The 26,622-nt window shown below is 56.2% G+C and carries 14 protein-coding genes and 1 other annotated feature; of the genes, 2 read left to right on the top strand and 12 right to left on the bottom strand.

Going from position 1 to position 26,622, the window contains the following annotated elements; genetic code table 11:
- The 3 genes from BQ2657_RS03180 to BQ2657_RS03170 all read right to left on the bottom strand — a co-directional run bounded on the left by BQ2657_RS03180 (position 1) and on the right by BQ2657_RS03170 (position 2,516).
- Entirely contained in the window at positions 1–492 is a 492-nt protein-coding gene (locus tag BQ2657_RS03180) for a TRAP transporter small permease (RefSeq protein WP_075579336.1), read from the bottom strand.
- Positions 493–571: 79 nt separating this feature from the next.
- Positions 572–1,627 carry a DctP family TRAP transporter solute-binding subunit gene (locus BQ2657_RS03175; RefSeq protein ID WP_187119166.1) on the bottom strand — a complete coding sequence of 352 codons (1,056 nt, stop codon included), beginning with the start codon at positions 1,625–1,627 and terminating at the stop codon, positions 572–574.
- A 208-nt stretch (positions 1,628–1,835) separates the two neighbouring features.
- A complete protein-coding gene (locus tag BQ2657_RS03170) occupies positions 1,836–2,516 on the bottom strand; it encodes a FadR/GntR family transcriptional regulator (protein ID WP_075579334.1) in 681 nt (226 codons plus the stop codon).
- A 351-nt stretch (positions 2,517–2,867) separates the two neighbouring features.
- Here BQ2657_RS03170 and glsA point away from each other — a divergent pair, with 351 nt between their 5' ends.
- Positions 2,868–3,809 carry a glutaminase A gene (gene glsA / locus BQ2657_RS03165; RefSeq protein ID WP_075579333.1) on the top strand — a complete coding sequence of 314 codons (942 nt, stop codon included), beginning with the start codon at positions 2,868–2,870 and terminating at the stop codon, positions 3,807–3,809.
- Between the two features lie 41 nt (positions 3,810–3,850).
- On the opposite strand, the gene serA is transcribed toward glsA, so the two are convergent.
- Together serA and BQ2657_RS03155 are read right to left on the bottom strand one after the other, a co-directional pair.
- Positions 3,851–5,440, bottom strand: a complete 1,590-nt coding sequence (gene serA, locus BQ2657_RS03160; protein ID WP_075579332.1) for a phosphoglycerate dehydrogenase — start codon at positions 5,438–5,440, stop codon at positions 3,851–3,853.
- A 72-nt stretch (positions 5,441–5,512) separates the two neighbouring features.
- Positions 5,513–5,714, bottom strand: a binding site (T-box leader).
- A gap of 44 nt (positions 5,715–5,758) precedes the next feature.
- Positions 5,759–6,742 carry a DNA recombination protein RmuC gene (locus BQ2657_RS03155; RefSeq protein WP_075579331.1) on the bottom strand — a complete coding sequence of 328 codons (984 nt, stop codon included), beginning with the start codon at positions 6,740–6,742 and terminating at the stop codon, positions 5,759–5,761.
- 528 nt (positions 6,743–7,270) lie between these two features.
- On the opposite strand from BQ2657_RS03155, the gene BQ2657_RS03150 reads away from it, so the two are divergent.
- Positions 7,271–7,879: a TetR/AcrR family transcriptional regulator gene (locus tag BQ2657_RS03150; RefSeq protein WP_075579330.1), complete on the top strand. Its 609-nt coding sequence runs from the start codon at positions 7,271–7,273 to the stop codon at positions 7,877–7,879.
- A gap of 120 nt (positions 7,880–7,999) precedes the next feature.
- On the opposite strand, the gene BQ2657_RS03145 is transcribed toward BQ2657_RS03150, so the two are convergent.
- The 7 genes from BQ2657_RS03145 to BQ2657_RS03115 form a co-directional block, all read right to left on the bottom strand.
- The gene (locus BQ2657_RS03145; RefSeq protein WP_075579329.1) at positions 8,000–10,114 is read right to left on the bottom strand and encodes a heavy metal translocating P-type ATPase; all 2,115 of its coding nucleotides are present in this window, start codon (positions 10,112–10,114) and stop codon (positions 8,000–8,002) included.
- A 33-nt stretch (positions 10,115–10,147) separates the two neighbouring features.
- A complete protein-coding gene (locus BQ2657_RS03140) occupies positions 10,148–10,441 on the bottom strand; it encodes a DUF6110 family protein (protein WP_075579328.1) in 294 nt (97 codons plus the stop codon).
- Positions 10,442–10,889: 448 nt separating this feature from the next.
- Positions 10,890–20,555, bottom strand: a complete 9,666-nt coding sequence (locus tag BQ2657_RS03135) for an ESPR-type extended signal peptide-containing protein (protein WP_075580969.1) — start codon at positions 20,553–20,555, stop codon at positions 10,890–10,892.
- A gap of 272 nt (positions 20,556–20,827) precedes the next feature.
- Positions 20,828–21,040, bottom strand: a complete 213-nt coding sequence (locus BQ2657_RS03130; RefSeq protein ID WP_075579327.1) for a type II toxin-antitoxin system RelB/DinJ family antitoxin — start codon at positions 21,038–21,040, stop codon at positions 20,828–20,830.
- 290 nt (positions 21,041–21,330) lie between these two features.
- Positions 21,331–22,938: a gamma-glutamyltransferase family protein gene (locus BQ2657_RS03125; protein WP_075579326.1), complete on the bottom strand. Its 1,608-nt coding sequence runs from the start codon at positions 22,936–22,938 to the stop codon at positions 21,331–21,333.
- A 19-nt stretch (positions 22,939–22,957) separates the two neighbouring features.
- Positions 22,958–24,277: an ATP-binding protein gene (locus BQ2657_RS03120; protein ID WP_075579325.1), complete on the bottom strand. Its 1,320-nt coding sequence runs from the start codon at positions 24,275–24,277 to the stop codon at positions 22,958–22,960.
- A gap of 110 nt (positions 24,278–24,387) precedes the next feature.
- Complete coding sequence (locus BQ2657_RS03115) at positions 24,388–26,553, bottom strand: Tex family protein (protein ID WP_075579324.1); 2,166 nt, start codon at positions 26,551–26,553, stop codon at positions 24,388–24,390.
- Between the last annotated feature and the right edge of the window lie 69 nt (positions 26,554–26,622).

The following is a 26,622-nucleotide window of genomic DNA, read 5'->3' as shown; positions in this document are numbered from 1 at the left end:
TCATTCCATTGGAACTCGATAAGCTCGATGTTTAAAAAGCTGCAAAAGAAGTTGTATGATAGAAAGGATACTGGTCAGTGGAACAATTCCATACAGCAAATACATCGGCAAGTGAAGAGCTGGTGATATCTGCCCACTTTGAATAATACGTTCTACCAAAACCAGTCCAAAATACGTACATGCTGCCATAAAAACAATCGTTATAATATAAGTTAATATCCGAGTTGGTACCTTAAGCCATTCTGGAAAAAGTTTTTCCACGAACAATGCCACACGTACATGAGAGTTATACCGCCAGGCTGCAGCAATGCCCAGAAAGGACATATATACGCAGATATACCGTAGGATTTCATCCCCCCAATTAAACGAAAAACCGAATCCATAGCGAAGGACCACATTCAATGTCATAATCACGGCCATGGCCATCATGAGAATACTGGAAATACAGCGGGTAACCGGTACATTATCGATAAAATCAATAATCCTTTTCATGTCAACACCTCTCTCCGTAAAGAGCCGGCGGAAAATCGCTCAATCATCTTTTCCGTCGACTCCTGTTCCGGATGATACCTTAAGATTCTGTAACTGCTTTTTTGAAAGCATCCACGATTTCATCCCCCGCTTTGCTGCGGATCATAGGTTCCACATCTTTTGTAGCTGCCTTGAACTGAGCAGCTTCAGCAGCCGTAGGCGTATAAGTCTTCAGTCCATTCTTCTTTTCCATGATGGACAGGAATTCCTTATCGTTTTGTTCATTCAGGTTTCTTTCATCTTTGATGAATTCCTTCACACATTCCTGGAAGATTTTCTGCTGATCGGGGGAAAGTTTGTTCCAACTTTCTTTGCTGATGGCTACAATATACGGATCATAAATATGGGGCAGCAGGGTCATATATTTTACGACTTCAGCAAATCCCATGGAATAGGTCAGTGCTACACCATTTTCCTGTCCATCCACGGTTCCCTGCTGCAAAGCTGTGTAAAGTTCACCAAAAGCGATGGGAGTTGCAGAAGCGCCCAAATCATTAACGATTTTCATATGCACATCATTTTCCTGGGTCCTGATTTTCAGGCCTGCCATATCAGCTGGCGTGCGGATTTCTCTCTTGGAGTTGGAAAATTGGCGTAAGCTATTTTCTGCCCATCCAAGAAATTTCCATCCTCCTTCTTTTTCAGTCAGAGCACCTAACTTCTGACCAAAGGGACCATCGTAAATTTTCCAACCTTTTTGTCGATTTTCGATCATATAGGGTAAATTGGTTACGTTTACGCTTTTGGAAAAACCAGCGACCACTGCAGAAGAAATAACCCCACAGTCGATGCTGCCCAAGGAAACCCCTTCCATCACTTCCCGTTCCGATCCCAGCTGATTGGCTGGGTAATGGTTAATCAAGATGGTCCCTTTTGATTTCTTCTCTACATTCTTTTTGAAATTTTCACTGGCTTTTCCCAACCGGTCTTCAGGTGAAGAACCATGGGCCCAGGATAACGTGACTACACCTTGTTTTTCTGTTGATGCAGCTTTCTTATCTGATGAATTTCCGCCACAGCCTGCTGTAAAGATTAGTAAACTCATAGAAAGTAACGCCATCGCTATCATGCTTTTCCTTTGCCATGATTTCTTCATTGCCCTTCCCCCTTGATAAAAATAAGTTTTTATTTTTCTCATCACAAATAAAATTATGACGAGGTACTACCATCTCTAAATTGTCTATATTATTTGTTTTTTATTTTTCTGTATATTTAGTCTATTATTAATCAGGTCATCAGACCTTTTGTTGACTGTAATACACTCATCTCCCCTTATATCTCTTTTTGTATATAGCTCTTATTCCTTACTCCTTACCGTGAGATATGAGAATCACTCGTTTGGCAGTCGTATCCAGATGTTGCAGCACCGCCTCAGCACAGGCCACCCGATTTCTGGACTTCAAAGCATCCAAGATACGATGATGGGCAATTCTTGCGTCTTCAATGATTTCTTTATGCTCAAACAACTTCCACAGCAATTCGGTTCTCATATTTTCCAATAGCTTGCTGATTTGTGTCAGCATCGGATTTTTCGTCAATTCCAACAGATAAGCGTGGAACTGTTTATCAGCTTCCACGTAATCCCTTTCTGGATGTTTTTCATCAAACACTGTCACCAGCTTATCCAGCACAACAAAATCTTCTTCCGTGACCTTGTCATAAATGGTAAGGATATTTCCCACTTCGATGACTCTCCGCAGTTCCAAGAATGGCATTCTGTTTTCCTGACTTGGGAAAAAGCCCAGAAACTCGGAAAAATTTTGGGCACAATGATCAACTACAAAAGTTCCTTCACCCTGACGAGATTCAATGACTCCATAAGCAGCCAGGATTTTCATGCCCTCCCGCAGAGAAGAACGGCCAACGCCCAACTCTTTCGCCATATCAGCTTCTTTTGGCAATCTGTCTCCTACATGCAGCTTCCCGGTTTGCAGGGCCTCCTTCACTGAGTTCACAACAATATCTGTAGCATTTACTCTAAACATATAAACCTCTTTCTGTCCTGATTCGATGCACTGGTAACTTTCTTGGTAGGTCTTGTATGAAATAATTGAATGGCTTCTTTTATTGTTCCGTTCATCAGATATCTGATTGTCTGATGTTTTATGACTTTAGTATAATAAACCAAATTATAGATGTCAACACTTAATTTCCAGAAAATTTAGTATTTATTTTTATTCTATCCCTTTTCTGTATATAAAGATATTTGATATGTCTTACCACACGACAATTTGCAACCCCCTCTGTTTCTTGACCTCTCTGTATGCTATAATAAGTTAATAGATAATTTACACAATAATGCACCGGACAATAGAAGCACCAAGGGGGATGAAAGCATGGTCATGGACAAGGAAGAGATCCAGGCAATATTGGAAAAGGCACTGGCGGAAGGACGGAATGTGTTGTACGAAGGTAAGGTAGCCAGCTACATCCCGGAACTGGCCAAGGCCAACTCTGGGAATCTGGGGGTCTGTCTCATGCGCAAAGACGGCAGTGTGTACTGTGCCGGGGATTATGACATTCCCTTTACCATGCAGAGCATCTCCAAGACATTTTCCCTGATCCTGGCCCTCCAGACTGCCGGCTACGACAAGGTATTCAGCAAGATCGGCATGGAACCCACCGGGGACCGGTTCGACAGCATCCTCCAGCTGGAGTTGAAAGACTGGCGCCCCTTCAACCCTATGATCAATGCGGGGGCCATCGTGACGGCCAGCTGCATCGAGACGCCGGATCCCTACCAGTCCTTCCTGGAGCTGGTCCGGACCTTGTGCGGGAATCCCCGGATCGGACTCAATGAATCGGTGTACCGTTCGGAGAAAAAGACTGGGACCCGGAACCGATCCATCGCCTACCTGCTGAAAAGCGACAATGTGCTGGACGGAGAACCGGAGGAAGTCCTGGATGTGTATTTCCGGATGTGTTCCGTCATGGTGACGGCCCGGGATCTGGCCCATTACGGGATGATCCTGTCCAACCACGGGGTGGATCCCCAGACCGGAAAACAGCTGGTGGATTCCACCATCGTCCGGATCGTCACCACGTTGATGATGCTCTGCGGCATGTACGACGAATCGGGAGAATATGCGGTGAAGATCGGCCTGCCCAGCAAAAGCGGTGTGGGCGGCGGCATCTGTGCCATTGCCCGGCACGGCGTCGGCATCGGTACCTTCGGCCCCATGCTGAACAAGAAAGGGAACAGCGTAGGGGGAGAACGGATCCTCCGGGTGCTGTCCGAATCCCTGGGGCTCCATGTATTCGATACGAAGGAATTTTAAAAAGGGGCTGTTGCACGTCCTGTGCAACAGCCCCTGCTTATTTACAGTGTCACGAAATCAGCGCTCTGGATCCCATCCAGCCCAGCGATCATCTGCAGGGTCGCCTTTTCCACCGGGCTGTCCACGGTCATGATCATCATGGCATTGCCAGTCTTGGGTTTCCGAGCCACCTGCATATTGGCGATGTTCACATGGGCCGCCCCCAAGAGGGTCCCCATCTGGCCGATCATCCCGGGCTTGTCATCGTTCTTGGCCAAAATCATATAGCGTTCCGGCACCAGATCGTAATGATATCCCTGGACTTCCGTGATATGGGGTGTTTCATCCGGTGCCACCATCCCAGCCGCCGTGAACACCTTAGTGCCGCTGTAGAACTTCACAGCCACCCGGTTCAGCCGGTTCTCTCCGTTCATCTTGCCTTCCACCACGGCCACCCCGCGGGTTTCCGCAGCCAGTTCCGCATTGACCATATTGACCCGTTCCTTCAGGATGGGATCGAACAGTCCCTTCAGGATGCTCCGGGTGATCAGGGTCGTCTCCAAGTTGGCGGCCGGTCCTTCATAGACCACTTCCACCTTGTCCACCGGATCCTTTTCCATCTGGTAATACAGTTTGCCCAAGCATTCACCCAGCTGCAGATACCCCAGCATCCCTTCCAGTTCCTGGGGATGGAGAGCCGGCAGGTTCACCGCGTTGGGCACCATCTGGCCTTTCAGTACGTTCACCACTTCTTGGGCAATGGAGATGCCCACTTTGTCCTGGGCTTCCGCCGTATCGGCTCCCAGATGGGGAGTCAGGACGCACTGGTCCAGGCCGATCAGAGGCGAGATGGGTTTGGGTTCATCCACCAGCACATCCAGGCCGATGCTGGCCACCTGGCCTTCTTTGATGGCGTCCGCCACTGCCTGTTCATTGTAGAGGCCGCCCCGGGCGCAGTTCACCAGCCGGACCCCCTTCTTGCATTTCTTCAGTTCTTCCTTGCCGATCATGTTGATGGTTTCTTCGGTCTTGGGAGTATGGATGGTGATCACATCCGCCTTAGCCAGCAGTTCATCCAGGGTTTCGCATTTTTCCACCCCCAGCCGTTTGAACCGGGCATCGGGGATATAGGGATCATAAGCGATGACCTTCATTTCAAAAGCCTGCATCCGTTTGGTCACCAAGGTGCCGATCCGGCCCAGGCCGATGATGCCCAGGGTCTTGTGGTACAGTTCCACGCCCTTCAGGTTCTTCCGGTCCCACACCCGGCTTTCGATCATCTTCTGGGCCCGTACCGTGTTCCGGCAGGAAGCCAGCATCAAGCCGATGGTGTGTTCCGCCGCAGAGATCACATTGGCTTCCGGAGTATTCACCACGATAATCCCCCGTTTGGTGGCCCCTTCGATATCGATGTTGTCCACCCCGTTGCCGGCACGGCCCACCACTTTCAGATTCTTGGCTGCCTTGTAGAATTCTTCATTGACTTTGGTGACGCTGCGGACGATGATGGCATCATAATCCCCTACGATCTTCAGCAATTCTTCCCGGGGGATGTCGAATTTCACATCCACTTCCAGATCCGGCTGGGCTTTCAGCATTTCCACACCTTTGTCCGAAATCCGTTCCACCACGATGACTTTTTTCTTATCCATGCTTTTTCCTCTCCTTGTTTTCCGCCGAAAGGCAAAATAAAAACTCCCGTGCCTGACCCCCTAAACGGGTATGTCAAGGACGGGAGAACCTCTCACGTGGTGCCACCTTATTTCGCTGCAGTGCAGCCTCATTTCCAGGATAACGGCTTGGCCGGATGGGTTGCTGCCCCCATCGTCTCAGGAGTGGATTCCACAAAACCCTCCGCTGCTTCCCACAGCCAGCAGCTCTCTGTCAGAAAAGATCTTGTGTACTTGGTTCCTTCATGGACACTTTCTTCAGTATATCAATTTAGGCAGTTCAAGCACTTGCTTACGATTTTAGTCATTCTCCCCGCTATTGTCAAGAGCTTTCGTAAATTTTTCTGCCCGGTCCAGGTGTTTTTTTAGAATCCTCGTACGGTCTCCCACGGACTCCATGGCGGACTGGGCTTCCGCCAGTTTCTTTTCCGCCCGTTCCACCGCCGTTTCGAAAACACCCAGGTCCGTATTGATCTGGGCCACCAGACGCCATATCTGGCTAGTCTGTTTCTGGACCACCAGGGTTCGAAAGCCCATCTGGAGGCTGTTCACTACAGCGGCCAGGGTGGTGGGGCCCACCAGGGTCACCCGGTATTTCCGCTGGAGCTCGCTGATGAGGCCGGGCCGGGACACCGCTTCTGCAAAAAGCCCCTCCAGGGGCAGATACAGCAGTCCAAAATCGGTGGAATAGGGCGGCGCGATATATTTATCCCGGATGTCCTTTGCCTCACTTTTCAGCCGGATTTCCAGCTGCTTCAGGGCCAGGGTCTCAGCATCGGCATCTCCCTCTTCCCGAGCCTGGACCAGCCGCTGGTAATCTTCCAGGGGAAATTTGGCATCGATAGGCAGCCACACCGGATTCTCCCCAGTCCGTCCCGGCAGGCGGATGGCAAATTCCACCCGTTCTTGGCTCCGGGGACGGATGGCCACGTTGGTCCCGTACTGTTCTGGGGCCAGCATGTCCCCCAGGAGGTTCCCCATCTGCATTTCTCCCCAGATCCCCCGGTTCTTCACATTGGTCAGGACCTTCTTTAAGTCTCCCACCCCCTGGGCCAGGGACTGCATGGATCCCAACCCCCGGTTCACCATGGCCAGCCGGTCGCTGACCACGCTCATGGAAAGGGTCACTTTCTGGTCCAGGCTGTCCCGGAGCCGGTCCGCCTCTTCCCGGGCCTGCTGGTTCCGGATTTCTTCCCCGGCCGTCAAGGAACGCTGGAGCTGTACCAGCATTACAATCAAAACAAGGAGGGCGCACAGCACCGCCCCCAGCAAAAAGGTTTCCATGACAGTTTCCGCCTTTCGTAAAATTCTTCTTCCATTATAGCAAAAAAGAAGAGTGGCGAACAGGTGTTTTAATAGAGAGAACTGCTGCAGGACAACAGTCCTCTGCCGGCAGTCACTAGTCACCAGTCCGCAGCCGATGGAAGGAATCCGCCGGAGCGGGTTCCTTTGAAGGATTAAAACCGGCGGCCACGGACGGGCGGGCCTGCGGCTCACCCCTACACCGTTGGAGTCGGAGGTTCGGCTGCAACGGTCGGGAAAACGGGATTCCCGGTACCTTCGTTTCTTGGATTTTGTAAGAAAGTCTGACAGCAACGTTGTAGGGGCTTCCCGCAGGGAAGCCCGTCCCGGCCGCCCAGAGGGCATAAATTCAAAAAAGCCCCGCCTTCATAGGAGTCAGGTCTTTTCCTTCGGCTTTTGCTCGCTGACGGGGCTGTTGCTTATACAACAGCCCCTTTACCCCCTCCCTTTTCTGCGTTATAATTAAATTAATCACATAACTAATTATTTTAAGTAAAGAGGGGAGCAATCATGCATAGACGGAATTCGGAAGAAACCATGCAGCGGCTGATGGATGCTGGAGCGGAACTGTTTGACAAAAAAGGATATCACAATGTCTCCATCAAGGAAATCGGTCGGCTGGCCGGCTGCAACAGCGCCCTGATCTCCTATCATTTTGGGAGCAAGCAGGCCCTGTATCAGTCCATCATCGACAGCCAGCTGGAAGTGCTCCACCGATTGGAAGAAGCCATTGAAAAAGAGGATAAACCGCCTCTCCAGCGGCTGAAGCAGTACCTCCACGCCATTTTGAAGAGCCAGTTGGATCCCCACCAGCACATGATCATCCTGTACCAAGAACTGCTCACTCCTTCCGGGCTCCTCAATGACGATTCCTGGCAGCGGCTCACCCGGCTGGGGGATTACATCCAGAGCCTGCTGGTGAAAGGGGTGGCAGCAGGAGAACTCCAGACGCCCCAGCAGGACCACGGATATGAATATGTCGCCTTCATCCTGACGGCCATTACAGAAATGCTGTTCCTGATCAAGGACCGGCCCCTGTCCCTGAACCCGGAAGGCCATCCCGCAGAACAGCTGCTGGACAAATTGATTGGATTCGTACTGGAACCGTTGAAGCCGTGAAAAAAGGGGGTGTTGCACGTTATGTGCAACACCCCGGCCTCATGAGCCGCATAGCGGCTCGGTCTCGAGTCTCGAGACCTCAAAAAGGGGCTGTTGCACATGCAACAGCCTCCTTTTTTTTTACGCTTCCATCAGATCCGTCATGCTGTGGAGACTGATGGCTATGGTCGATCCGTTGTGGAGCAGGGCTGTGGTGGCCGGGGGCAGGATGCCCATCACCCCCAGGCCGATCAGGCCTGCATTGAAAGATACCACAAAATCGTAGTTGAAGTTCACCCGCTTCATCAGCAGGGTGCTGATCTGTTTCAGCACCACCAGCTGCCGCAGGTCGTGGGCCGAAATGGTGATATCCGCGATTTCCCGAGCGATATCCGCCCCTTCGGCAATGGCCACACCGGCGTCCGCTTCGGACAGGGCCGGGGAGTCGTTGATCCCGTCTCCCACCATGACCACCCGGTGGCCGCTGGCTTTGGCCTCTTTCACGAACCGGGCCTTGTCTTCCGGCAGCACCTCTGCGTAGAACTTGTCCACGCCGATTTTCGCCGCCACTGCCGCCGCAGTCCGTTCGCTGTCCCCGGTCATCATCACCAGCTGCTTGAAGCCGGCTTTCCGCAGTTCCCGGAGCACTGCCGGTGCTTCCGGCCGGAGAGGATCCTGGATGCAGATGATGGCCACCAGTTTCCCGTCCAGGGCCATATAGATATGGGAATATTCTTCCGGACGGCTTTCGTACAAGGCTTCTTCCCCTGCAGGGATCACACATTTCTCGTCGTCGAAGATGAAATGGCCGGATCCGATCACGATCCGTTTCCCATCCACCCGGGAGGCGATCCCGTGGGCCACGATGTATTCCACTTTGCTGTGCATCTCTTCATGGGTGAGCCCTTCGTCCGCTGCCTGGCGCACTATGGCGTTGGCCACGGAATGGGGGAAATGTTCCTCCAGGCAGGCTGCATACCGGAGCACCGTAGCCCGGTCGTACCCGTTGAAGCAGAGTACGTCAGCCACTTTTGGCTTGGCCAGGGTCAGGGTACCGGTCTTGTCGAAGACGATGGTATCCGCCTGGGCCACCGCTTCCAGGAATTTGCCCCCTTTGACGGTGATCTTGTGGGTGCTGCATTCCCGCATGGCGGACAGTACCGCCAGAGGCATGGAAAGCTTCAGGGCACAGGAGAAATCCACCATCAGGATGGACATGGCCCGGGTCAGGTTCCGGGTCAGCAGATAGGTGAGCAGGGTCCCGCCCAGGCACCAGGGTACCAGACGGTCTGCCAGATGGCTGGCCCGGCTTTCCAGGTTGGACTTGAAGGCTTCGGAATCCTGGATCATCTTCACGATCCGGTCATACCGGTTGCTGCCGGCCCCGCCTTTCACCCGGACGGTGATTTCCCCGTCTTCCACCACGGTGCCGGCGTATACCGTCAGGCCCGGTGTCTTGTGGACGGGCATGGATTCCCCGGTCATGGAGGCCTGGTTCACCATGGCGTCGCCCTTGGCCACTTCCCCATCCAGAGGGATGGTGCTGCCCATCTTCACGCTGACCAGATCCCCGGCCTGCACATCGGACAGGGATACTTCCACTTCCGTGCCATCCACCACTTTCCACACTGTGTCGATGTGGAGGGACATGTTGTCCGCCAGATCATGGACGGATTTCTTGTAAGTCCATTCTTCCAGCAGTTCCCCGATCCGCAGCAGCAGCATGACGGAACCGGCGGTGCTGATGTCCTTCTGGAGCATGGCCGCCGTAATGGCCGTGGCATCCAGTACCGGCACATCCAGCCGGCCGTGGCGCAGGGATTTCAGTCCCAGGCGGATGAAGCCCAGGGTATGGTACCAGCCTCTTGCCATCCGGATCGGCAGGGGCAGGAACCACTTGCAGGCAAAATGCCGGGCCAGGAGGGTCAGCAGCCGGTTCCGGTACTGCCGATTCAGCATCAGGGCTCCGGCTTTTTCCTTGGTGGCTTTCCGCAGTTCCGGATCGTTCATGTTCAGCCGGGCCAGGGCCTGGAGGATCCCTTCCCAGACTTTCCCCAGGTCATCGGGCCGGTACAGGACAGCGATCCCGGCAGCGCCGGAATACAGCTTTACCTTCCGGATCCCGGGGACCCGTTCCAGACCGCCCAGGATGGCCGCACCCTGTTCCAGGCTGAAGGAACGGACCATCCGTCCCTCCTGGGCCAGGCAGCGGACCCGGAGACGGCCGGCTGTTTCATGTTGAATTTGGAATTTCATAAGGCTTCTGCTCCTTTCTCTAAAGAAAAGAGCTTATTTGGCCTGGTCTTCAACAACGGCAGCAGCCGCTTCTTCCTTGGCTTTCTCTGCAGCTTCCGCGTCTTCCAGCTTCTGGTTTTCTTCCTTGGCAGCAGCTACGATATCGTCAGCCTGTGCCTGGAGGGAAGCAGAGCTTTCCGCAGCGCATTTCTGCACCCGCAGGGCCGCAGCGGTAGTCTTGACCAGGGCTTTCTTCACCAGCTTGGATTTGACCACCCGTTCTCCCAGAAGGCCCAGTACAGCGCCTCCAGCAACCAAACCCGTTTTGATCCAATCTTCTCTTTCCATTGTAAAATGGCTCCCTTCTCCGGCTCCATAAATCCTATGGGCCTTCGTAAATTTTCCCCGGAGCATTTCGCCTATTAGGAAGCTGTGTAAACATGAGCATGGCAGAGCGCCCGATCTTTGGGAACGGCCTAATCCACGTCCCCAAAGCCGCATTGAAATCAGATCTCAGATACCTTACTCCAGTATCAACCGGGATAATAAATTATTATAACATGGATAAAAGAAAGATGGGTGAAGATTTTGGGGCGGAATTAGGGGCGGGGGTAAATGGTCCATCATTTGTCGTTCATCGTTGTGGAGGCCGGCTCCGCCGGCTTTGGACGGATTTGCCCTCTGGGCAGCCGTGTCTCCCGGTCCGCCCGCCCTGTACAGTCTTATCCCATAAAAAAAGGACCCGTCCCCAAAAAGGGCGGGTCCTTTCCTTCGGCCGCTGGCCGCCGACAATCTCTTACTTCTTTGCACTCAGCTGTTCCACCAGGGCCGACAATTGGTTCAGCCGGTCGTTCATGGCATCCAGCTGGGCATGGACCTTCTGGTTGTCCTGGCGCAGGGTTTCGTTGTCGCTGCGCAGCTGCTGGACCGTCCGTATCAGGGCGATCCGGCTCTGGAACCGGTCCCGCCGCTGGGGATCCAGAGAGAAGGTCACCCCGGCATTCACCATGTTCTCCCCGCCGCCGAAGCTGCCGCCCACATTGACGCGGACGCTTTCCGTGGGCTGGTAGAAAGCCCCGATAGCCGCCGCATTGGCGCTCCGGTAATGACCGAAACCGGCGGCGAAGTTCAGTTTGTCCTCAGGGTCATATTCCAGAGGATGGAGGGCTGCCAGGGCAGAGGCACCGGCTCCCACCCGGTCTACCCGGCTGTCCAGGCGGGTGATGGCATTGCTGACACCGCTGACCACACCGCCCAGCTGGCTCACATTCACCGCATCGGTGGGTTTCGTCCCCGCCGCCACATCATGGATCTGCTGGCCGCCCAGGGAGACGTTGCTGTTGCTGATTTCCACTGCATGGGTATTCTCCCCGTTGGCCGCGATCTTGATGCCGCTTCCGGTTACGGTGGTCCCAGCGGATCCGGCACTGTTATTGACGGTAAGGCCCTCGTTGTTCAGGGTGCTGTTTCCTGCGGTGACGCTGGTCAACCCCGTCAGCTCCTTGGACAGCTTGATATCCAGTCCGTCCCCATCGGCGTTCTTCACCACTCCGATGTTCCCATCGGTCAGTTTCGCGGTATCTGTCTGGCCTCCGGTAAGCTTCAGGGCTGTCCCCATGGTCACCGTGACCTTATTGTCCGCCCCGTCATCTCCCTGGAAGACCCGGCCCCCGGATACCGCCGCATTGGCTGCATCACTGGCAATACTCTTCACATCACCGATGTTGGCGGCGTTGGTATTGTCGCTGGCATCGTGATTGATGATGCCGCTCTTCACATTGGTGATGTTCTTGCTCCCCGCATCGATGCCGGAGCTGTCTATGGTTACGCCTCCGGCCTTGATGGAACCGTCATTTCCTAAATCCACATCCTTGTTCAGGCCGACATTGATGGACTTGCCATCAGAGGAAACAGACGTAGTAATATTACGGTCCCCATGGATACCTACCGTGCCGCCCAGGTCTGCCTTGGCGGCCTTCCCTGCATCATCGGTGAGTCCGAAACCGCCGCCTTTGGAGGCATCGGTGACACCGGCCACCGCCGCCTGGAGCTGGTCTTCCGTAGCCGCCCGGCCGGATACTGCCGTTCCGTTCCAGGTGGTATTGGACAATCCGGTGATGGTATTGGCCCCGGCCGTGCTGCCGCTGATCTTCAGCCCGCCGTTCAGGGTGATGGAGTCAAGCCCGGTCAGATCTTTGGCCAGTTTGATGTCGAACCCGTCACCGGCTGCATTGGCCACCACGCCCAGATTGGCCCCGTCAGATAGTTTGTCTTTATCTGTTACCCCTCCCGACAGTTTCAAAGTGCTGTTCAGGAGGCGGGTCACGGTGCCGCTGTCCCCGGTAAGGAGCAGACCATCATCCATGGTGGCCGCCTGATGGGTCTTGCCGCTCTGGTCCGTATAGGTGAGCCGGGTCATGATGGGTGTCCCGGCAGCGCCGCCGGAGCTGGGGCTGTCATTTTTCTCTGCATCCAGGCTGGCTGCCCCGTACTGGGCCACCACATCGGCAGAAGCCCCCAGACCGGCCGCATTCCCCTGGCCTTCTCCCGGGTTCACCGTATTCAGGTACAGATGCCCTTCCCCGCTTTCCCCGTAGATACTGGCTGCCGAATCAGTGGTTTTAGCAGTCTGGTTAAAGGTGGTGATGGACATGGCTCCGTTCAGTTCTTTCCCATCGCTTTCGCTGGGACCGGTGATCCGGACGCTGGAAGCGGCCGGGTTGCCGTCGGACCGGATATGGGTCAGGGTGATGCCATTGTCCCCGCTGATGTTCACTTCTGAACTGCCGGAACCCTTGAACTGCATGGTCCCGTCCACACCTTCCGTGGTCACATTGCCGCTGGCATCGGTGACCTGATGGACCCCCACTTCCAGATGATCTTGGAGTTCCACAGAAACATAACTGTTGTTGGCACTGTCATATTTCACCTTGGTGAGGATGTTGGCCTTGCTCCGGTCCCAACCATCCCCGTCACCGCCGCTGGTCACTACCGGGGCATCCCCGAAGATCCGGATGGTGCCGGTCCCCAATTTGGCCGTCACCGTATCCGTACCTGTATTTCCAGAACCTCCGGCGGTGATGCTGTAGGTGCTGTTGGCCAGATTGTCTTTCAACTGGGTGCTCAGCACATTCAGCTGGTCTTCCGTAGCCGCCCGGCCGGAGACATAATCGGTACCGCTCCAGGTAGTGTTGGTGAGGCCGGTGACATAATCCCCGGTTTCAGCAGACTGGTTCACCTTGGTAGTGGCTGTCTGGTATCCCACTTTGGTCTTGTCCGCCGTCAGGCTGCCCTGGCTCCCCAAGTTGATATCCTTAGCCAGCTGGAGGGCCAAGCTGCCGCTGGTGCCGTCGGCATTCTCTGCTGCCACCACACCGATGTTCCCGGTGATCAGGTTTCCGTTGGCGTCTTTGGCCAGCTTCTCTTGGGCGGCACCGCCAGTGACTGCAAGCGTGCTGCCCAGGGTCACCGCCGCTGTACTGCCGTTGTCATCGCTGAACTTCAGGCCATCGCTCATGGTGGCTACGGTATGGACAGTTGTGCTGTCTTCACCTTCTTTATAGACAAGCCGCTTGTTCCCATTGGTCGTGGTATTGGTCAGGTAGGGTTTCCCGTCCATATACTGGCTTTCCAGGATCAGATTGGAATAGGTTCCGTCGTTGTCGGCTCCATAAAGCAGCAGCTGGCCCTGGACATTATTGCCGCTTTCCCCATACCCTGCTTGGAGGGACCGGACTTCCAGGTCTTTGTCCAGTTCCACATAGAGGGCGTTATTCTTGTTGATCACCTTTACGTTCCGGCCGGAATAGTTACCATCCTCATCGGTGCCCGTCCCCAGGATGGATACGGTGCCTCCCAGATTGGCGTGGAGAGCCGCTGTACTGCCAGTGGTGCTGTCCACAGGGTTGCTATTCCCCACGAAGTTCAGTCCCTTGGTATCAGAACTGTCCGTCACCCCTTTGGCCGCCGCCTGGAGGTCTCCGATGGTAGCCGCATGGTTCAGGGTTTCCCCGGCAGCTTTGGCCAGTTCTGTGCCTCCCAGACCGCTGGCTACATCCACGATCTGGTTGCCACCGTTGTCCAGTCCGGCGGTGGTCAGGGATACTTTTCCTGCGTCCGTGGAACCGGCCTTGGCAATGGTGATCCCCGTGCCAGTTACCGTGGTGTTGTTCCCCGCTGTATCTGTATAGGCGGCGGAAGTCAGCTTCAGATTCTTGCTGAGGGACAGCTTGATAGCCGTATTGGTGGCATCCGCCGTGGTGGTCAGGTTGTCATCATCTTCTGCGGTGATCTTGATGGTCTTGCCCAAACTCTGCTTCACATCTTGACTGCTGGTGGTACTGTCCGCCACATCCGCCGTAAGGCCAAAGCCCCCGGTGGATTTCGTCCCCTCACTGAGGCTGTCGCTGACCAATTTCAGCTGGTCTTCCGTAGCCGCCCGGCCGCTCACCGGCGTACCGCTCCAAGTGGTGTTGTCCAGCCCGGTGAGGTAATCCCCGGTGGCCGAGCCGCTAGCCTGGTTCCCCAGCACCAGGTCATTCCCCAGGGAAATAGAAGTGAGCCCGGTGAGCTTCTTGGCCAGCTGGAGCTGGAGAGTGCTGCCGGAAGCCGTCACTCCGATATTGCTGCCGGAAGAAAGGTCAGAAGAAGCTGTGGCCCCGCCTGTGACTGTCAGGGTCTTGTCCAAAGCCACAGATCCGGTACCGCTGTCCCCCGCCAGCTGGAGCCCATCATTGAGGGTCGCCAGGGTATAGAGGGTCTGGGAAGCGTCGCTTTCCGTCTGGCCGGCGCTAGCGGCCCAGTACTGGATCCGGGGAGAACCGGCCGCGGTGCTGTCTAGGAATTTGGGTCCCCCATAGTTCTGGACCATGGCGGCGAAATTCCCGCTGGCGTCCCCCATGCGCAGGGAACCATCCGCCCCGTTCATTTTCAGATAGGCCCCGCCCTGGCCGGTGGCCATGACGCTGCCATCCACTCCGGCGGCATCATCAGTGGTCTTGGAACCGGCGGTGAGACTGGTGGCCGTCAAGTTGTCGTCCAGGAGCACCCGGATATCCCCTTTATCGCTGATGGTGGTGGTGATGTTGTTGGTATTGTAAGTATGGCCGTCCTGTTTGGTCCCACCGTAAATACCGATGGTATCCCCCAGCTGGGCCGTGTGGGTCAGGGATGTGGCACCGTCCGCCAGAGCGCTGGCGGTAAAGGTCAGGCCCTGTTCCAATGCCGTCTTGCTGGCCAGGCCGGAAATGGTGATTTCCTTCCCCACCGTATCCGTAGGACTGGCCACGGTGAGCTTCACATCCCCGTTGGCGTCCACGGAATAAGCTCCATTGGAACCGGAAGCAGAATTTTCCACCAGATGGTAATCCATGTTGGACAGGCTGGACAGATCCACATCCACGCTGGTGCCATTGTTTTTGTTCAGGGTCAGGGTAGCGGCAGTAGATGTAGTTCCATCATCTGCCGTAGTTGCAGTCGTGGAAACACTGCCCCCGGTCACATAGTAATCGTGGAGGCCGGAAATGTTCACCTTATTCTTGTTCCGCATGGTCAGAGAGGCTGTCATGGAACCGGGATTGGCTGTATCATCGGTGACTGACCCATCCGTCACATAGTTGTCGTTGGCCACCGTCCCTTCATTCACGTCATTGATGGCGGCTTTCAGCTGGGCTTCCGTGGCCGCCCGGTTGCCCACGATATTGTCCGCATCCCAGTTGGTGTTGGACAGCCCGGTGATATAGAATCCCGTGCCGCTGTTGGCTCCCCCGCCGGCCTGGCTGCCCATGTAGATGCCCCCCGTATAGGTGCCGTCGGTGCCCTTGGTACCGCCCACCCGGACGGTGGTAAAGTCCACATCGGGCTGGGTGGCGATGGTGATGGTGCTGCCGCTGCCGGTCAGCTGCATATTGTCCCCGGCGGCAAAGTTCAGATTGCTGGCAGGGGTGACTGCTTTCAGGGTGATCCCATCCACCTGGGCATTCCAGCCCGTGTTCACCGTAGAGGAAACGGCTGCCAGTTCATCTTCCGTGGCCGCCCGGCCGCTCACATAGGTGGGGTCCGCAGTGGTCCAGGCAGTATTGGTAAGGCCGGTGAGATAGGTGCCTGCCGCCACGGTTCCATTCTTGTTGTCTGTCAGGGTCCAGGAGCTGTCCGTACCGGAATAATTCCCCAGATGGAGACTCCCGATGGTGCCATATCCATTGCTCCCGTCCAGGAACAGCAGGTTCCCCAAAGACAGGGTCCCGGCCGTGCCGTTGAGTACGGCATAGCTGTTATCCCCTAATGTCAGGGTATCGTTCAGGGCCACTTCATAATCCACGGTGCCATCCGTCTTGGTGGTCTTGGTGACTTTCGTATTGTTCTTGGTGCTGTCCTTGCTCACCGTCACCATCTGGGCGGCGATGGTCTTCACATCGCCGATGTTGGCAGCGTTGTCCGTCGTCCCATAGACGGCTTTCCCGGCCGTATCCACTCCGCTGGCTCCGCTGGCCACTTTGGTGATCTGCTGGCTGCCGCCGCTGATGCCGCTGGTGGTGAGGCTGGGACCATCGGTGATGGTGAGCCCGGTGCCGTTCAGAGCGGAAGAGCCGGTGGTCAGGGTACCATTGGACCCATCCAAAGTCAGGGCGTTGCTCCCCGTCCCCACGGTGATCTTGTCCGCCGTCAGCTGGGTATCCATGGCAATGGTGATGTTCCCGCTGTCATCGATAGAAGTAGTCAGGTTGTCCGTCTTGTAAGTATGGCCGCTCTGGGCATCATGGGCCTTGATGGATACCGTATCCCCCAGGGCCTTGTTCACTACTTTGTAACCCGTAGTATCGCTGGCATCAGCAGTGTTGGTGGTGAAGTTCAGCCCTTTGGCAATGTCCGCCGTATTGGCAGCAATTTTCGTCCGGTTGGTGTCCACCACCGTAGCCACGCTCTGCAGCTGGTCTTCCGTAGCCGCCCGGCCGCTGACGGCTTTGGTGGTCCCCACGGTCCAAGTCTTATTGTCCAGGCCGGTGACAAAATCTCCAGTCTGGGTGGCGTCACTGCCATCGGCCTGGCTGCCCATGACCACGGTCCCGGCGGTGACGGAANCCAGATTGGCAGACCCCCCTCCCCCGCCGGTGACCCTCAGGGTACTGTCCAGTTTCACCGTTCCGGTGCCCGCATCCCCGGCCAGTTTCAGCCCATCCTCCAGGGTAGCCACAGCATGGCGGGTGGTGCCGTCCCCATCGATATACTGGAGCCGGTTGATATTGGTGCCGGTGACGTCTGCCGTCCCGTAGCCCACCCCCAGAGAGGTCGCCACATACTGGGTACTGTCAGCGCTGGGTCCCACGATTTTCACAGAACCGGCATAACCTTGGACGGAATCCGTAGTAGCCTGACCAGCCGTAACGCTGTCCACCCGGATGTTCTTGTCCAAGCCGATGTTCAGTTTGGTGGTGACGGTCTTCCCGTCATCGGCCGTTTCGCTGACCCCGGTGACCAAGATATTTTCCCCGGAATATTCCGTGGCCGCCTTGGTGCCAGTGCCCTGGACCTGGAGGGTGCCTCCCTGGTTCATGTGGACGGTGGTATCCGTATTGTTCCCCTGGAAGTTCATCCCTTCCCGTTCCAGAGACCGCAATTGGGCCACGTTCACTGCATCCGTATCTTCAGACCCGGCAGCCAGATTGGTGATCTGCCGGGAAACGGTGATGGCATTGCCCTCTTCATCGGTGGTCTTGCCTCCCAGGGACACGGCGCCCCCAGTAGAAACCCAGGTAGGAGAAGTATCGGTAGTTTCAGCAAGGTAGCCTTTGACTCCTTCTGCCGTATTGGCCACAGAATGAGCGCCCAGGGCCACGCCCCCTTCCACGCTGGCAATGGAAGCCACGCCAAGAGCTGTACCTTCATCGGCCGTAGCTTGGGCGTTGTAGCCGTAGGCGGAACTCCCGGTCCTGGTGGCTAAAGCCGTAAAGCCCACAGCTACCGCTGCCCCGTTGGCGGTGGAAGAGGAATCTGTATTGGCGGTCCCCGCATTGGCCCCCACCCCCAGGGCCACTGAGTAGTTTCCGCTGGCATTGTTCTGGGTGCCCACAGCCACGGATTCCGTACCGGAAGCCGCAGAATTATACCCTACAGCCAAGGCTCCCAGGCCGCTGGCGGTGGAATTGATGCCCATGGAAACAGCAAAATTGCCGCTGGATTTTGTCCCCACCCCGAAGGCCATGGAATTAGTCCCAGTGGCCCCGTCATTGTAGTAGTTGGCCAGAGTATTTTCCGCCACCGTCGTTCCGATGCTCAGGAAATGGCGTCCCGCCTGTTCCAGTTCATCTTCCGTAGCCGCCCGGCCGCTCACATAGTTCCCTGGGGTCCAGGTGGTGTTGGAAAGACCGGTGACAAAGGTGCCGCTGGCCGTGCCGGTTGCCGTCTGCAGGGACAGTCCGCCGCTGCTGCTCACCACCGGCTGCTGATAGGAATAATCGAAGGTCTGCTGGCCGATGGTGATGGCCCCTACTTTGGCCGTGCCCGCCGTACCGTCCAGCTGGATGGCATTTTTGCTGGAAGCATCCCCGGTATTCCCGATGGAAACTGTGCCCTTGGTCCCGTCCAAAGTCACCTGGTTGGCGGCATTGCTGCCCAAGGTCACCGTATCATTCAGCTCCACCGTGGTGGTCCGCACATTGGTGCTGGTATCCGTAGAAGAGGTCACAGTGATATTCTTGTCCCCAGTGGCAATGTTCTTGGCTTGGGATACCCGGATGATATCGTTGATGTTAGCCCCATTGGTACCCGTATCGCCTCCGGAAGCCACGTTGGTGATCTGGTTGCCCCCCATGGAGACCTGGCTGCCCGTAAGGATCACATTATTGCTGGCCCCGGTGCTGTCCGTATGGGTGATGGTCAGGCCGCTGGTATCGATTTTTGTATTCCCCACGGTCAGGGAACCGGCGCTGGTGAGATCCACGTTCTGGGCCAGCTGGACCTTCAGGGTGCCGTCAGAAGCGTTGACTCCGATGTTGCCATCGGTGAGTTTGGTGCTGTCCGCTCCCCCCAGGATATCCAGTTCTTCGCTGAGATTCTTGGTAAGAGTGGCGGAAGCATGGTTATCCCCGCCGAATTTCAGATCCGTGGCATAGGTGGTGCCGTTGATGGTGAGGCTCTTCATTTCCGTGGCGGCGGAAGGAGCGGCGGTGGTATTGGCCGTCACTTTGGACCCGGTGGTGAAGACTTGGGACACCGTGGATCCATTGGTGGTGTTGGACAAGGTGACCGTGGTATCCTGACCGCCAGTGCCGCCCCCGCCGGTGACGGTGATGGCCCCATCCACCGCCTGGGCCGTGCCGCTGCCGTTCCGCATGGCCGTGATGGTCAGGCTGGGATTGGCCGTATCGCCGCCCTTAGCCAGATCCACCGACTTGATGTCATTGTGGTACAGAGCCACATCATTATCCTTCAGGGTTTCCAGGTCTTTGTTATAGTCCGATACCCGGTAAGTGCCCATCGTAGCATTGGGGTCCGTTACAGGCGCCGCCCAATAGCTGTAATATTTCCCGTCTTTCATGGCCGTCATGAGAATTTCGTTGTTGGCGCCGTACACCGTTCCTGTATAGACTTCCGACCCGTCATAGGAGGTGAACACCCCCAGTTTGCCCCCGATCACATACAGATGGGAGGTATCCACTGCATGGCCATTGTAGGTGTACTGGTTCAGGGTCCCATTCCACACCAGCTTGGTATTGGCATCGGTGGTGGTCACAAAGCCCAACGGGGACCCGGTGGCGCTGGCAGAACGGTTGTACATATCCGCATAGCCGTCCTTGTAATAGGTACGGGTGGAAGTGTTGGCCTGGGTATGCCCCTCCCAGGAAGGATCGTAGATGATATAGTCCCAGTTCCCAGGCACTTGGGTCCCTCCCCCCTGGCTCAGGCCTTCAAAGGCGCTGGCGGTGACCTGGTTCAGGGTTTCCCCCGCATTGGTAGAGACCCCGGCGGAAGAAACAGCCGAAGTGGCGCTGGACAGGATGTCCGCCGGCTGTTTCCCGCTGCCTGTATAGGCCACATCGAATTTGCTGTCCGTCCGAGACAGGGCGGTGTATTTCTCCGCCGTCCCTTCCGTCAGGGTATACCCATCCCTGACCCAGTACTGGGTCTTGCCATCGGAAAGGGTCACCTTATGGTAAATGGCTCCATTGAAGGTGTTGGTGTCCCGGCCGTTGTCGTTGCCCTTCACATTCCCGTCATTCACGGTGACCCTAAAGGCTACATACTGGTTCTGGGTAGTATCTGCCACGGTGGGTTCTCCGGCAGCTTCCGCCGGCAGCACTTGGCCCCCAAAGGTCAAGAGGCCTAGACACAGGGCCCCGGCCGCCAAATGGGCCGCCGGTCCCAGATGGCAATTTTTTTCCTTTCCAGCCCGTTTGGCCAGCTCCGAAACCACCACATAGCAGTTCCGGACCCGGCTCCAGATGACTTTATAGATTTTATTCATCATTGAATTCCTCCTGACAGCTCAAACTGATTGCTAAAGAACAACCTCTTTTTGTCTTCCTGTTTGACAGGCAAACAGTTATGACAGGAACTTAAAAAGAAAATAAAACTGGTTCCATTATATTGACCTGTCAGTCACTTGTCAATCTTCGTTATTTATTGAGTATATCGTTCCTTGAATGTGTCTCCTTTATTAATTTGTCTTTTGTATATGCTCATTTGTATATGAAAAGGGGCTGTTGCACATGCAACAGCCCCTTTATGACATTCTCTTTACAGCCCTTCGCCCGCCTCAGCCACTGCGGGACGTCCCTCTTCCCTCCGGCAGTCAGCCGATACTTCGAAAGGGATCCGGTTCTCCCGGACTGTCCGTCGGGCAAAAATGGTGAATGCAGTAGTCATGTTCATTCCCACATTGCTGCAGAATGCTTCAAATTCTTTTTTCAGTTCCGCATCCATACGGATATTTACATTTACGGATGCCATTCCCATCAACCCCTCTATGCTTGATGTGTTGCATTATACAGCCCTTGCAATGGAATGTCAACAAAGAGGTTCAGCCGTTGGCAGCACCTCCTATCAGCGGTCAGCTGTCAACGGTCAGCGGCCAGGAAATAGGCCCCGGTTTCCTTCCAGGCGCACGAGATGGATCCAGATGCGCGAAAGCGCGGGATTTGGTTCGTGGCATAGTACAAGGTCGTACATGTCACGGACCAAATCCCGCGCTGACAAAGCAGATGGGTCCATATTGTGCGCCTGGGTTATGCGGCAGCCCGTTAATAAGCCGCCACCGTCCCATCCGTCCTCGGCTCCGTGGCCCCTACCAAGGTCCCATCCGGCCGGCGCCAGATGATCTGTCCCCGGCCGAAAGAAGTCCGGTCCTCCTTCACCACGATCTCGTGGCCCCGCTGCCGGAGACCTTCGATGATTTCCGGCCCAGCCTGGGCTTCGATTTCCACTTTTTTCCCCTCGATCCACTGCCACCGGGGAGCATCCAGGGCGGCCTGGGGGTTCATGTGGAAATCCAAGGTATTCAGCAGCACCTGGAGATGGCCCTGAGGCTGCATGAAACCGCCCATGACTCCGAAAGGCCCTACAGCCTGCCCGTCTTTGGTCAGGAAACCGGGGATGATGGTGTGATAAGGCTTCTTTCCCGGAGCCAGGCAGTTGTCCATGGCCGGATCCAGGCTGAAATTGTTCCCCCGATCGTTCAGGGCGATGCCGGTCCCAGGGATCACGATGCCGGAGCCAAAGCCCCGGAAATTGCTCTGGATGAAGGAAACCATATTTCCTTCCCCGTCCGCCGCACACAGGTACACAGTGCCGCCGCTGAAAGGCTTGCCCCAGTGGGGGAGGAGGGCCTGTTCTCCGATCAGGCTCCGGCGCTGGTCCGCATAGGCCGGGCTCAGCAGATCTTCCACTCGGGTGTGCATGAACCGGGGATCGGCCACATAGTGCTGGGCATCGGAAAAGGCCAGTTTCATGGCTTCGATCTGTTTGTGCCAGCTGTCCACCGTCTCCCGCTGTTCCAGCTGGAATCCCTGCATGATGTTCAGGGCCATCAGAGCGGTGATCCCGTGGCCATTGGGAGGAATCTCCCAGACATCATAGCCTCGGTAATCCACATGGAGAGGTTCCACCCACTCGGCCTGGTAGGCGGCTAGGTCTTCCTTCCGGAGGCAGCCCCCGGTCTCCCGGCTGAAACGGTCCATCCGGTCCGCCAGTTCTCCCTGGTAGAATGCCTCCCCCTCCGTCTGGGCAAGGGTCTCCAAAGTCCGGGCATGGTCCGGCAGAGTGACGGTCTCTCCCACTTCCGGTGCCCGTCCCTTCGAAAAAAAGGTGGCAAACAAGCCGGCAAAAGCTGGATCTTCCCGGTAAGGGGCGAAGGTCCCTTCTGCCGCCTTCCATAATTTCCGGATGGTGGGCGAAACCGGAAAACCCTCCCGAGCGTATTCCAGGGCTGGTTCAAACAGTTTGGCAAAAGGCAGCCGACCGAACCGGCGATGGAGTTCTGCCCAGGCTGCCACCGCTCCCGGCACCGTCACCGGCAGCCAGCCCCGCTGAGGCATCTCCCGGTACCCGGCATCCAGGACTTTCTCCCGGTTCAGGAGACCGGGAGCCGGACCGCTGCCGTTCAGGCCATACAGTTTCCCGCCCGTCCACACCAGGGCAAAAGCATCGCTGCCCAGCCCATTGCTGGTAGGCTCCACCACGGTCAGGCAGATGGCTGCTGCCAAGGCCGCATCCACTGCATTTCCCCCTTGGAGCAGCATCCGGAGCCCGGCCTGGGCTGCCAGAGGCTGACCGGTGCACACCATGCCTTTCCGGGCAAAGATGGTCCGCCTCCGGGAAGCATAGGGATACACAGACGCATCAAATTCCATTTCCGCACCTCCTGTTTTTTCAGTAGGCTCCCACCAGGAAGCCGAAATACAAAGGCAGTTCCAGGATTTTTCCCTTCCGGGCCACATTGTCCATCCCCAGCTGGATAGCTTGTTCCACCTGGTATTTTTCCGGCTGCTGGAGCAGTGTCTTCAGGCTCTTGGTATTCCCGGTGGAAGGAGTCGCTTTCACCAGGGTGCTTTTCCCCTCGTGGAGGATGACGAAATCCACTTCCAGTCCGGAATTCTTGTGATAATAATAGAGCTTCCGTCCGCTCTTGCTCAGGAGATCCGCCGCCAGGCTCTCATAGACAGCTCCCTGGCAGCCGGACAGATCCCCCTGGAGGAGCTTCTGCCGGTCTTCCCCGGCGAGCATCGCTGCATACAGCCCCACATCCTTCAAATAGACTTTGAAGATGGAATCGATGGCATGCCGCTCCAAGGGCAGCCCCGGTTCCGTCAGGTTGTAGCTCCGGGTGACGATCCCGGCTTCTTCCAGCCACAGCAGAGCCCCTTCGAACTGAGAGGCCTTGGACCCCTTCTTCAGCTGGGCATACTGGTATTTCTTGTTTTCCTTGTTCAGCTGGAGAGGGACGGCATCCAGCACCGTCTTCAGCTTGGCCCGGGCCCGCTTGTTCACCTGGACGAACAGGTTCTCCTCATAATCTTGGAGGATCTTTTGCTGCATCTCCAGGACTTTCTGCAGGTCATGGCTCCGGACGTATTCTTCCACCACGGCCGGCATCCCCCCCACCAGCACATACTGGCGCAGCAGTTCATTCAGCCGCAGATGGAGGGCTTCCGGCACCGGAGTTTCCCGGTCCAGGCTCTGGTGGAGCATATCCAGCACCGGAGTGGTGATCCCGTTGGCCCAGAGAAATTCCTCGAAATCCAGAGGGACCATATTCACCACGGTCTCACAGCCTACGGCAATAGGGGCGGGTTCTTTCCCATAGCCCTTGACCCCCAGCAGGGATCCGGCTGCGATCACATCGTACCTTCCGTCCAGTTTAAAGGCTTTCAGGGCAGCCCTGGCTTCCGGGCATTCTTGGATCTCATCCAGCACCAGCACGGTCCGGTAAGGTTCGAAGACCGCTTCCGGCCCTACCAGTGCTGTAATCAGCATCACCAGGTAATTCACATCCAGGGAATCCTGGAAGATGGCAGCATAATCTGGTTTTTCCAGGAAATTCAAGTATACCACATGGGCATATTCCTTCCTGGCAAAATCCAGGATGGAGGTGGTCTTTCCGCAATGGCGGCATCCCTTGACCACCAGGGGATTGTGTTTCGGGACCCGTTTCCAGGTCTGCAGGAACTTTTCGATCTTGCGCTGAAGCATAGGACTCCTCTTTCTTTTCCAATGGGATACGGTTCATGATTTTACTGAGCTCCTTACACTTTACAAGAAATGGGTCCATTTTTCAAGGAACTTTTTAGATTTTTTCCATTTTATTTTTTCAAAGTAAGGCCGATCCGCCCCCTCTTCTCATCCACACTGATGACCTTGACCTGGACCGTCTCTCCCACGCTGACCACGTCCAGGGGATGCTTGATCCGCCGCTCACTCATTTCCGAGATGTGGATCAGGCCGGCGGTCTTGATGCCGATATCCACAAAGGCGCCGAAATCCGTCACGTTCCGCACCGTGCCCCGGAGGATCGTCCCCACTTTGATATCCGACAGTTTGACGATGTTCTGCCGGGTCAAAGGAGCCGGCAGGTCCGCCCGGGGATCCCGGCCCGGTGCCACCAATGCATCCAGGATGTCATGGATGGTGGGTTCCCCCGCCCCCAGTTCCCGGGCCAGCCGGGCTTCGTCCGCTTCTTTCCGTTTAGCGGCCAAGAGGGCCAGCTTTTCTTTATCTTTTAAATCGTCCAGAGCAAAGCCCAGCTTCTCTAGCAGTTTCTCGGCCAGGCCATAAGATTCCGGATGGACAGGGGTCGCATCCAGAGGGGATTTCCCGTCTCGGATCCGCAGGAACCCGGCACACTGGGTAAAGGCTGCCGGTCCCAGCCGGGGCACCTTCAGCAGCTGCCGCCTGCCGGTGAAACGGCCGTTGGCGTTCCGGTAAGCTACGATATTCCCGGCGGTGGCAGCGGTGATTCCGGCCACATGGCGGAGCAGGGCCGGCGAAGCCGTATTCAGGTCCACGCCCACATGGTTCACCGCCATTTCCACCACCCCGTCCAGGGTCCCTGCCAGTGCCTTCTGATCCACATCATGCTGGTACTGTCCCACTCCGATGGCCTGGGGATCGATCTTCACCAGTTCCGCCAGAGGATCCTGGATCCGCCGGGCCAGGGATACCGCACCCCGGATGGTCACATCGTATTCCGGCAGTTCCTCCTGGGCCAGTTTGGACGCAGAATACACGGAAGCCCCCGCTTCGTTGGTGATCAGGTAATGGACATCCTGCAGATGGTGTTCTTGGATCAGTTGGGCCGCAAACTGTTCCGTTTCATAGGAAGCCGTGCCGTTGCCGATGGACAGCAGGGTCACATGGTGCTTTTGGATCAGGGACAGGAGCAGCTCTTCCGCTTTTTTCTTCTGCCCCTCTCCCTGGGTCACCTGGATCACTCCATGGTCCAGCACCTGGCCGGTGGGATCCACCACCGCCACCTTGCAGCCGGTCCGGTAACCCGGGTCCAAGCCCATCACCGTATGGCCGCCCAGAGGGGCCTGGAGCAGCAGCTGCCGCAGGTTGGCCCCGAACACCTTGATGGCCTGTGCCTCTGCCTGTTCCGTCAGCTGGTTCCGGATTTCCCGTTCCAGGGCCGGGAACAGCAGCCGTTTCCAGCTGTCCGCCAAGGCTTCCTTCAGCTGGTCCGTATAGATGCAGGGACGGCGGAAGACCCGGCGTTCCATCCGGCGGATAGCCGTCTCTTCTTCCCATACCAAATGGACTTTCAGACAGCCTTTCTTTTCTCCCCGGTTGATGGCCAGCACCCGATGGGAAGGCAGGGTCCGCACCGGTTCCCGGTACTCTTTGTACATCAGGAAAGTCTGGGCTTCCGGAGCCTCTTCCACCAGTTCTGTCTGGAGGAATCCATGGTTCCACAGCTGCTCCCGGAGAGTCTGCCGGAGAGCGGCATCTTCTGCCGCCAGTTCTGCCACGATATCCCTGGCTCCGGCCAACGCTTCTTCCGGCGTTTCCACGCCTTTTTCCGGGTCCACATAGGCCTGGGCAGCAGTCAGGGCATCCCCCTTCTGTTCCCGCTGAAGGAGGAACGCCGCAGCCAAAGGTTCCAGTCCTTTTTCCCGAGCCTGTTGGGCACGGGTCCGCCGCTTTTGTTTATAGGGCAGGTAATAATCTTCCAGTTCTGTGAGTTTTTCTGCTCCTTCGATAGCCTGGCGCAGTTCCGGGGTCAGTTTCCCCTGTTCGTCGATTTTGGCCAGGATCTCTTCCTGGCGCTTCACCAGATTCCGGAGAGTCCCCAGCCGTTCTTCGATGGTCCGGATCTGTTCATCCAAGAGGGACCCCGTCATCTCCTTCCGGTAGCGGGCGATGAAGGGAACCGTATTCCCTCCATCCAGCAGTTCCACGGTCTTTTCCACCTGCCAGGGCTGGACAGAAAGTTCCCGGGCAATGACCGGGGCGATGTCAGTTTGTTTCATATTATTGTCCTTTCGTGAAAAGGTGTGCGGCTGTCCAAGCAGCCGCACACGTCATTAGTCTCTGGTCTC

This window comes from Acidaminococcus massiliensis, assembly GCF_900095825.1.
Taxonomy (GTDB): Bacteria; Bacillota; Negativicutes; order Acidaminococcales; family Acidaminococcaceae; genus Acidaminococcus; species Acidaminococcus massiliensis.
This window is presented reverse-complemented; position numbering and strand designations above follow the sequence as displayed.